This is a genomic window from Cysteiniphilum sp. JM-1 (assembly GCF_008711525.1).
GTDB lineage: Bacteria > Pseudomonadota > Gammaproteobacteria > Francisellales > Francisellaceae > Caedibacter.
In genome coordinates this window covers 1-8,866 of record NZ_VXKS01000033.1, presented here as the reverse complement: position 1 = coordinate 8,866, position 8,866 = coordinate 1, and the positions used below count along the sequence as shown (strand labels likewise).

Annotated in this window: 9 protein-coding genes; 4 read left to right on the top strand and 5 right to left on the bottom strand. The window is 34.9% G+C overall.

All coding sequences use genetic code 11. From position 1 onward, the window contains the following. Window positions 1–44: 44 nt before the first annotated feature. The gene (locus tag F3D68_RS10575; RefSeq protein WP_151194407.1) at window positions 45–1,493 is read right to left on the bottom strand and encodes a transposase; all 1,449 of its coding nucleotides are present in this window, start codon (window positions 1,491–1,493) and stop codon (window positions 45–47) included. 84 nt (window positions 1,494–1,577) lie between these two features. On the opposite strand from F3D68_RS10575, the gene F3D68_RS10570 reads away from it, so the two are divergent. Together F3D68_RS10570 and F3D68_RS10565 are read left to right on the top strand one after the other, a co-directional pair. Further along, the gene (locus F3D68_RS10570) at window positions 1,578–3,077 is read left to right on the top strand and encodes a YfjI family protein (protein WP_191092802.1); all 1,500 of its coding nucleotides are present in this window, start codon (window positions 1,578–1,580) and stop codon (window positions 3,075–3,077) included. 211 nt (window positions 3,078–3,288) lie between these two features. Beyond that, a complete protein-coding gene (locus F3D68_RS10565; protein ID WP_151194405.1) occupies window positions 3,289–3,552 on the top strand; it encodes a hypothetical protein in 264 nt (87 codons plus the stop codon). A 2-nt stretch (window positions 3,553–3,554) separates the two neighbouring features. Here the strand turns inward: F3D68_RS10565 and F3D68_RS10560 are convergent, their stop codons facing one another. Beyond that, on the bottom strand, window positions 3,555–3,869 hold the full coding sequence (locus tag F3D68_RS10560) for a helix-turn-helix transcriptional regulator (RefSeq protein WP_151194404.1): 315 nt from the start codon (window positions 3,867–3,869) through the stop codon (window positions 3,555–3,557). After that, entirely contained in the window at window positions 3,859–4,149 is a 291-nt protein-coding gene (locus F3D68_RS10555) for a hypothetical protein (protein WP_151194403.1), read from the bottom strand. Before F3D68_RS10555 ends, F3D68_RS10560 begins: the two co-directional genes overlap by 11 nt. A 218-nt stretch (window positions 4,150–4,367) precedes the next feature. Here F3D68_RS10555 and F3D68_RS10550 point away from each other — a divergent pair, with 218 nt between their 5' ends. Both F3D68_RS10550 and F3D68_RS10545 read left to right on the top strand, forming a co-directional pair. Beyond that, window positions 4,368–4,784, top strand: coding sequence for a hypothetical protein (locus F3D68_RS10550; RefSeq protein ID WP_151194402.1), 417 nt, complete (start codon window positions 4,368–4,370; stop codon window positions 4,782–4,784). After that, window positions 4,777–4,992, top strand: a complete 216-nt coding sequence (locus tag F3D68_RS10545) for a hypothetical protein (protein WP_151194401.1) — start codon at window positions 4,777–4,779, stop codon at window positions 4,990–4,992. The genes F3D68_RS10550 and F3D68_RS10545 overlap by 8 nt, the downstream gene beginning before the upstream one ends. A gap of 201 nt (window positions 4,993–5,193) precedes the next feature. Here the strand turns inward: F3D68_RS10545 and F3D68_RS10540 are convergent, their stop codons facing one another. Both F3D68_RS10540 and F3D68_RS10535 read right to left on the bottom strand, forming a co-directional pair. Then, a complete protein-coding gene (locus F3D68_RS10540; protein WP_224728294.1) occupies window positions 5,194–6,882 on the bottom strand; it encodes a M50 family metallopeptidase in 1,689 nt (562 codons plus the stop codon). A gap of 479 nt (window positions 6,883–7,361) precedes the next feature. Beyond that, a complete protein-coding gene (locus F3D68_RS10535; RefSeq protein WP_151194399.1) occupies window positions 7,362–8,702 on the bottom strand; it encodes an efflux RND transporter periplasmic adaptor subunit in 1,341 nt (446 codons plus the stop codon). Between the last annotated feature and the right edge of the window lie 164 nt (window positions 8,703–8,866).

Below are 8,866 nucleotides of genomic sequence, written 5' to 3'. Positions count from 1 at the left end.
GGTATGCTTTACTCGTACACATGATCTTTAAAAATTTAGGTAATTTATGCGACTCTTTTAAAACGCTGAAAACCTAACAAAGAAATGAAGTCAATATGGTCAACTTGAGTAAATATTTCAGCCGTTGATTTGCCTTTCATTTTTTCGTTAGCAGAGCGCATTAAAGGAATGTGATTAAGTGCGAATTGAATAAGTTCAAATCGCTCTTTTTTAAATCCTTTGCGAGGATCAAGGTAAGGTCTTAATCGACTGTTAAGCGTTTCAATTAAAGAGCTTGATCGATGTACTTTAGCAATAGTGTTTAGCACATCATCTTCAATATCATCAAAGCAATCTCCATGTTTATCATAGAACTTAATCAGATTAATATCATACTGATTACCATCGAGATTGTATCTGGCGTTATTACATATATCCCAGATGTCTGAAACGCTGATACCATGATTGATTGCTAAGCTTTCAAACTCAGTATTAAGCTCATTGACGACATTAAGTAGCTTTTCTTTATTGTTTTTTAATGTGGTTACAATAGATTGAATACGATGAGGGTGTCTTTTGGCAAGCCCTTCAAGCTCATAGATGGTAAAGTCAAACAGTGAATCTCTATCTTCTGGAGAGACACTTTGTAGCTGCAGTACATCATATTGCAACCAAGTGGTTAAAATTGAGAACTGGTTATAGATATAATCATAATTTTCCATTTCTTTGACTGCCTTTTTGAGATGATCCCCCTGATTTTGTTTCTGCTGTTTGGTTTTCGCTTTATCAAGTTTTGTTGATTCTTTTACGCATTTAGTCACTGAGGATTCATATTTATTCTTTAGAAATCTAGAGGACTCTTTGATGCTTTGCGTAACATGGAAATGGTCATATCTAACCTTCACCTTAGGTAGAACTTCAGCGAATGCTTTGTCCATGCCTGAACCACCGTCCATTACATTATGATCAGGGTTATAACCTTTATCCATCATGTTGAGTAAATGGTATCCCCAGGCATTATGATCGCGCGTGTCTTCTTGCTCCAGCTCGAGACAAAACTGTGAATCCAAATCGATGGCGGCTAATACTGGATTACCCTGATGAAAAAGCTCATCAGTGGCACTGTTTTTGCAATTATCAAAGCGATAACTGTCATTAACTTCTTTTGCTTTGGCAGTTGCTTCATCGAGAATTGAACAGACTTTGCCAACTGAAATATCAACATCAAAGGCGTGCTTGATAAAGTAAATAATGTTTCTAACACTGCTTTTGCAGATGATAAATAAGAGCATAACAATCATAGCTATATATCCCCAGGTTACGGGGATGTAAAATAAGACATCATCAGGTTTATTCAATGATTGATCTATTGCTTCAGAGACTTTGTTAATATGAGAATACACGGTTTTGCGAGTAACATTATGTTTATTGGCAATATCAGTTACACATCCTGATTTTATGCAGTCAGTTAACAGTTGTTTCTTTGCGTTTTGAGTGAGTCGTTTAGGTTGCATATAATGAGCCGTTTGTTTTTGTTTTTTGTCGTAATTAAATGATAATTAAACGGCTCTCTAAATGCTATCAAAAGTTACCTTCATGTGTATACTGGATTTGAACCATGCCGAAAAATTAATTGGAAAACACCAATACCATTGTCACATATATCAGCAAAGCAAGCTGATTACCCGCTTGATGCTTTACCTGATATTATCAAAGACGCTATCCAGTCTTATGCTGACTACGGGCAGCAGCCGATTCCATTATTAACCAACAGTGCCCTATCTAATGTATCGCTAAGCTGTCAAGGACTAGCCAATGTTGCACGTGATGATGTGCTTATCAGTCCAGTATCGATGTACTTTATTACAGTTGCATCCAGTGGTGAACGTAAAACGGCGGCTGACAAAGTCTTTGGTAAAGGCATTGAAGATTGGCAGAACAAGACAACGAAAACCATGATGCCAGAATATACGCGCATCAAAAATGAGTACACCACTTGGTCAATCAAACGCAAAGGATTGCTAATGATGATTAGACGCTTAGCTACTCAAGGTTATGAAACAGATCAATATGATGGTTACTATGATCAGGTTATGCTTGAAGAACCAGAAATACCTTTGTTGCCAAAACTCAAATATGAGGATATTACTGCCGAGGCTTTAAGCGAAAACTTAGCAAAGGAATACCCAAGTACAAGTATTTGGTCAGATGAGGCGGGTATTTTCTTATCAAGCCCAAGCATGCAAAAAGACAATACCAAATTTGTCGCCCTGCTCAACCGATTATGGGATGCGCAACCAATTGCCATACATCGCAAAACCACCGGTGACATCTTTATTAAAGATCGACGTTTTACACTTAACTTAATGATGCAACCTTTGCTCCTGGAGCAAATGCTAAAAAAAGGTGATGGCATTAATAGAAACAGTGGTTTTCTTGCACGAACTTTATTGGCTTATCCTGCTTCGACAATGGGTAATCGATATTACAAAGAACCATTCAAGAACGTCACCGAACATCTTGACAAGTTTCACCGGCGTATTAAAACCTGTCTGAGCAACACTCAGCCAGTTGATAAATATGGTTTTGGGTACATTCCAACGCTTACTTTTAGCAAAATAGCTAAAGAGGCATGGGTGAAATACTTTAACTATATTGAAACCGCTATCGCCAACGAATATCACTGGCAATCAATCCACGATTTAGCATCTAAAGCCAGTGAAAACATTGCAAGACTAGCTGCCCTCTTCCATCTGTTCACGGGCAAACAAGGCACTGAAATATCTACTGATCACATTGAGTCCGCTTATCAGATTATTGAATGGCATTTAAATGAAGCTAAACGCATCTTTGGAGAAACAAAGCTGACACAGGTTGAGCATGATGCCAAATTAATACTTGATGCTATCATCTCAAAGAATATTGTTGAAACCACTTCACGCGAGATTTTACGTGTCACACCTGTCCGTGACAAAGGTAGACGAGATAAAGCAATTAAGCTACTTGAGAAGTCACATTACCTTATATCAACACCTGATGCCAAGCGCACAAAGATCATCTTTCACCCAACGCTATTCAAAACCGCTGTGACAGTTTGACAATTGTGACAATAAAGATAAAACCCTTATAATCCTATAGTTTTATAATCCTATAATTGTCAAAAAATATAATGACAATAGTTTAAATCACTTTGACAATTCTATAATAAAGGTCACTATGCAACCATCTCAAATTGATTCATGATTTTAGTTTGACTTAGCCAGCTCTTAATAGTAGAAATGCAACAACCATAATGAACAGCCGTTAAGCATGGCCGTAAAGCAAAAGAAAAAACGTAATAAAAAATATATACCTAAACGCCACATAGGTTGGATTGGCTATGGCTACATCGAGTACGGAAATTATCGCTGTTACTTTGAGGTAAGGTTTGATCATCTTAACAAAGAGATCGGAAATGATGATGATTTTGGCGAATTTGTCATTGATGTTTTAGATGAATTCGCAAAAGATGATGGCATCACATCAAAAGCCACCAATCTGAAAATGCTCAGTTGGATTGAGTGGTACAAATAGCCCTAACTCGCCTTTAAGGTTATCGTATAATCTAAACCCGCAGTATATAGTTGATCTTCCAAAAGACGGGAAATAAAAAATTCTTTAGGGTGTTTTAGATACTCAGCAAACTTTAAGGCAAGTTCAACATCTGCCTTACGCTCGCCACTTTCAATGTTGCATAGGTATTGTCGACTTATACCAATAGAACGCGCCATTTCAGCTTGAGAAATATTTTCACACATGCGTAATGACTTTACCATATCACCAAAATATAGATGCCCTGTTATCTCAGATATTGCCTGAGCTGCACTTAATTTATTTTTACTAATACTCATGTTTGTTTACCTCTATTATCTCAAGATAGCTAACCTCAATTCTGCCGTTTTCATGTTCCACATAAAAAGCACGGTATGCTTTGTTTAAACGAATTGACCGCTGTCCAACTCTATCACCTTTTAACGGTTCATCATGGTATGAGCTTATTTTTCTAACCTCTATAATACCGTATTGCTCAACCATCAAAACCCACGTATTTAGCTTATCAATTATATGTCTTGGTATTTTTCTTAGCGATTTTGCCACTTTCCTGTCAATTATAACTTTGTTTATATTCATCTAGCTAAAGCACATCAACTGATATAAACATAATTGTATCCTATTTTGGATACTTTTACAAGTGTTGACATCAGCTTGAGCTATATCCCCCGCGTTGATGTCAGGCAATATTGTAACGAGGCAAATTAAATTGCCTGATTCTAGCCACATTATTTTGCCTATAATACTTAATCTTCTATACTGAAAATATTGATTAAGCTATCGATAGGATACACAGTATGAGCTTCAAATACTTATATCGTTTAAGCTTTGCAGTTATTGTATTATTTATATATAACCACTCAAACGCATCTGAAAGCGCTAGCTATTACGCTCAAAAGATAGCTGAAAATATGGCAATGAACTTACCTATGAAAATTAATCAAAATGTAGTCATAGAAAAAATCATCGCTATAAATAACCATTTAATATTGTATGCAGTGTTGCAATATACTAAGGATAACTTATTAAATAGGCTTGACTCTCAATTTACATACAAAGACCTTATGACAAAAATGCAAGAGAATACGGTAAATCGTATTTGTACAGATCGCAAATCTAGAGCATTTATCAAAATAGGCGGTGTTATTGAATACGCATATTACTTCAACAACGGTGAGAAATTAAGCTCATTTAAGGTTAGAAAGTGTGAGTAACTATGAATATATCAAAAAATCACCACTTGGAATAAGTGGTGCCATTTATCAAGTTAAGAGAAATTTGCAAAATATAGGCTATATCTGTCGCGAAGACAACGATTGGTTATATTTTTTAGAACAGAATGGCTTATATCCAGAATGTGCGAAATTTCACCAAAGAGATCTAGAATCATTAAAAAATGAAATCGAAAAATATTTCAAGTAGTTCGTCATTCACTAGTTATTATGAACTTTGGACATTTTTAATGATCACAAATCGTAAGCATCAAAATCCACTCTAATGCGGATAAGTAAGTCTACGGATTAAAGCTAGATGAATGTGAAAATAAGACATCCCCGATTTATGCCAAAAGACACTCCCATTAAACTATAGTTTTATGGGAGCATGTATCCACTTGAATGAATCTCAAAAAGACGATTCTTTGATCAAAAAACTCATAATATAACGGTAAGCTTCATAAATATAGGGAGGTTGTCTTTTTTGTATAAAAATTCGACCCCTGATAGTTTGAGGAGGAATATTTAATATGTGATCATGTAAATCTATAAGTTTAAATTGAGCAATATAGGTGCTTTGAATGGGGACTAATTCACTTTTCACATTATTTACAGGGATATCACCACCAAAGGTTGATGCATGGTAAGAAGATGTTTCAATCATATCAGCATTACTTCGACCATACATATCTCCATAGAGACTTTTTAATGAACTTTCTGACAAAGATGCAAGTTGAATAGGTATCTTGCTAATAGATAAATTCTCAGGGATAAAAAGCCCTTTGTCTGATACTTGAAGTAACTCAAGATCGAAATTATTCGGATATCCATATATAACTGGTGAGTTAAGGTTGTTAACGCTCAAGATGTATTGCCCTTTATGCATCCATAAGCCCGGTTTAATATAACTTCTCAAATGATCAATTGTTCCATTAAGATTAACGTCCAAAGATAGTCCATCAATTTTAGCTTTTGTGGCATCAATTTGTTGATTAATCTCTAGAAGTTCACCCTCTATAATCTTCTTATCAACATTATGAGTTTGATAATGTCCTATATTCCTTAATTTCCATACATAAGCATTTTTCTTTTCTAAAAGCATACTTTGATGAGCGCTAAGCTTTGGAGATCTAAATATAATTATCGGTGATTGTGCAATATAGCTTTGACCATTAGAAACCAATACTTTATCAACAATAGCATCTTCAGGGACATATAAGCTTTGTGACTCATAAGTCAACACAGCAGGGACTATAAGTGATCTTTTGAAAGGGAAGCACAATATGAAGATAAATATAGCAATAACCAATAAAGTCCAGATCGTATGTTTGTTAAATTTAATTTTATGCCTCATACGCCACCATACCTTAATTTCTTTTAAAATAGGTTGTAATACAAAATAAAATATTTCAACAAAAAATAAGATAATCCCCAATGACTTAAAGAATAAGTAATAAACCATAAAGGCAATCCCAATGAATAGAACAAATCGATATATCCAAGTCGCAAAAGCATAAAAAATAAGCATATTAGTTTTATTTTCACTAAATGGCTCTGGTTTAGGATACTTAAAGCCAAACAACCACTCTCTTATTTTCCAACGACACAATGCAAAGCTTCTAGTCTGAAGATTGCGCATGCTTAAAATATCAGATAATACATAGTAACCATCAAATCGCAAAAAAGGACTGATATTAATCACTAATGTTGTTAACAGGCTATAAGTCGCAAGAAAGAAGCATATGCTTTTCAACACCCCAAAAGGGAGAATAAGCCATAACCATAAGGCGATGATAGCAATATAAATCTCCATCCACACACCAGCAACAGATATTAGTAGCCGTTGGTTTGGATTTTTGATTTTCCAGCTCTGCTGTGTATCAGTATATAGCATTGGGAAAAGAACCAAAAATGCAACACCCATAGTGGGAATTTTCAGCCCATATGCTTTAGCGGTTAGTGCATGCCCTAGCTCATGTGAAAACTTTGCAATAATCAGCGCAGCTAAATAATATAAAATGTATTTAAGTGAAAATAAATCAAAAAAACTATGTTTAAATTGATCCCATTGAAATTGCAAAAAAATTAAACCAGTCATTGCAAAAATAAGCATGAAAACGAAAAAAGATCTAGAGAAAATCCATTTTGTATAGGGATACATCTTATCTAGCAATGCATTAGGGTGCAATATCGGGACTCTAAAAAAGAGATAGTGTTTTAGTAAAAGCAATAACCAGTGCTGCTTTTGATCCTTGGTCTGATAAATCTGCTCTAATGCTTTTGTATTCTGCATTATAAGGCAGTTTAAAGACAAAAACTCTAGTAAAACCATCAAATCCTTTTCCGTAATAACTAAATTAAGCTTCTGATGCAACTTATCAATTATGGCGGATGGTTTTTTCAGATTCCAACACTTTAAGATGTTATATGACTGCCAATTTAAATGATAATAATGATTATTAATAGTATCCTCTATAACCCATGTTGGCGTTTGATTAAAATCATTACCACCTTGATAAAATTTAATATCCGAGCGCAAATCGGGGAGTGTCTGCGGCAGTTTAGAATCATGCATAACTACCAACCGAAATATTGTCTTAATGCAGTAATAGGTTTTCTAAAGAGGTAGAAAAATAGCACTGTTTTTTGACCATAAATTTTTGCATACCCCTGTGAACCAATCTTAGGCACGGAATTTGTTGTGCTAATTTCTGCAGTTATGGGATAAGCGAGAATTTGATTATCAGTCATCTCAGCATTAATGCCAATATGTTTTATGGTAGCATTGATGGCTTTTAATGGAGAATTATTCAAGAACAGATTAACGTCATCGCCATTTGCAAAGTTAATTGCATCCATTACAGGAAGCCAAATCTTTATTTCAACTTGGTGCGGATTAGCAATTTCTAATATTTTCTCACCTGTCATAACAGGTTTCCCCTTCCATTTGTAAGGATCATTAATAATAACAATTCCTGATTGATTTGAAATAATTTTTGCCTCATTCAGTAAATAGCTTGCATACTGCAACTCTAACTTCTTCTCTTCAGCAAGTGATTTTAACACCTTTATTTCAGCTCTGTTTTTTAAATCAGAGAAACCTGTGTTAATTGCCTTTTGATATTTTGACTCAGATGTATTAAGCTCTTGCTCAGCTAAGCGATAGGCGTTTTTAAGATCTCGTTCATTTAGCTGGACAAGAGGAAAATTCGGCGTAACAAATTGATTTGGTGAAACCAATATCGAATCAACAACTCCATCAAAAGGAGCACTGATAATTGTTGGGCTGTTTGCAACAATTTCAGCTGGCGCGATGACGCTTTGTCTAACAGGTATTGACATAATCAAGACAACCAATATTAATAAAACGTATTTTACGACACGTTTTTTTGTCCACACTTTCCAAAAAGTTAGACTTTTTTTCTGATTTGCGACCAATTTTTGCCAAGCAAACCGGTAAGCGTCTTGAAGATATAGGTATTGATTCTTCTGCTCTTGATCATATGCTTTGTTCTGAACAAGGAGTATTCCTCCCACAATAATGCCTTGGTCATTTAATAATGGAGTATATGCAATATACTCTTCAAGATTATCAGGCCATTCTTCTAGTAATTTGGCAGAAGTTTGTGGAATACAAGCATATAATGTTTCATTAGGTCGCCCTTTATTTAGCAACTTAATTTGTTTTATACATTTCTTTAACTGTAATGAAAATGGGCTGTTTCTATCAAGCTCTACTATATTATTCATTGCTAAGATGTCGATAAATGAACCTGAATACTCAGACCATACAATCGATGTTTGATAGGGAATAACCTCAACTGAGTGATGTGCAATAAAAAATGCTAGCTCTCGTAATGTCTTTTTTTCGAATAGTGCATGTGTAATTGACAATAATGCAACAACTTTACTTTCCATAGAGTAAAACTTCCCGAGTATAATTATAAATTAATGCTTAAATCTGGTTCTGTCGCAGACTCAATTATTAGTTGAGAATTTGCACAGAGCGCAATACTCTGGACGTAATTATGCTGCGAGCCCATAGAACTGCTCGTAAATGGTCATATTTTCAGCATTAATAT

What these genes read in the sequence shown, in the direction of transcription:
- F3D68_RS10565 (WP_151194405.1), top strand. Translation starts at nt 3,289, where the DNA reads ATGGCCGTAAAGCAAAAGAAAAAACGTAATAAAAAATATATACCTAAA.
- F3D68_RS10550 (WP_151194402.1), top strand. Translation starts at nt 4,368, where the DNA reads ATGAGCTTCAAATACTTATATCGTTTAAGCTTTGCAGTTATTGTATTA.
- F3D68_RS10575 (WP_151194407.1), bottom strand. Translation starts at nt 1,493, where the DNA reads ATGCAACCTAAACGACTCACTCAAAACGCAAAGAAACAACTGTTAACT.
- F3D68_RS10560 (WP_151194404.1), bottom strand. Translation starts at nt 3,869, where the DNA reads ATGAGTATTAGTAAAAATAAATTAAGTGCAGCTCAGGCAATATCTGAG.
- F3D68_RS10535 (WP_151194399.1), bottom strand. Translation starts at nt 8,702, where the DNA reads ATGGAAAGTAAAGTTGTTGCATTATTGTCAATTACACATGCACTATTC.
- F3D68_RS10555 (WP_151194403.1), bottom strand. Translation starts at nt 4,149, where the DNA reads ATGAATATAAACAAAGTTATAATTGACAGGAAAGTGGCAAAATCGCTA.
- F3D68_RS10540 (WP_224728294.1), bottom strand. Translation starts at nt 6,882, where the DNA reads ATGACTGGTTTAATTTTTTTGCAATTTCAATGGGATCAATTTAAACAT.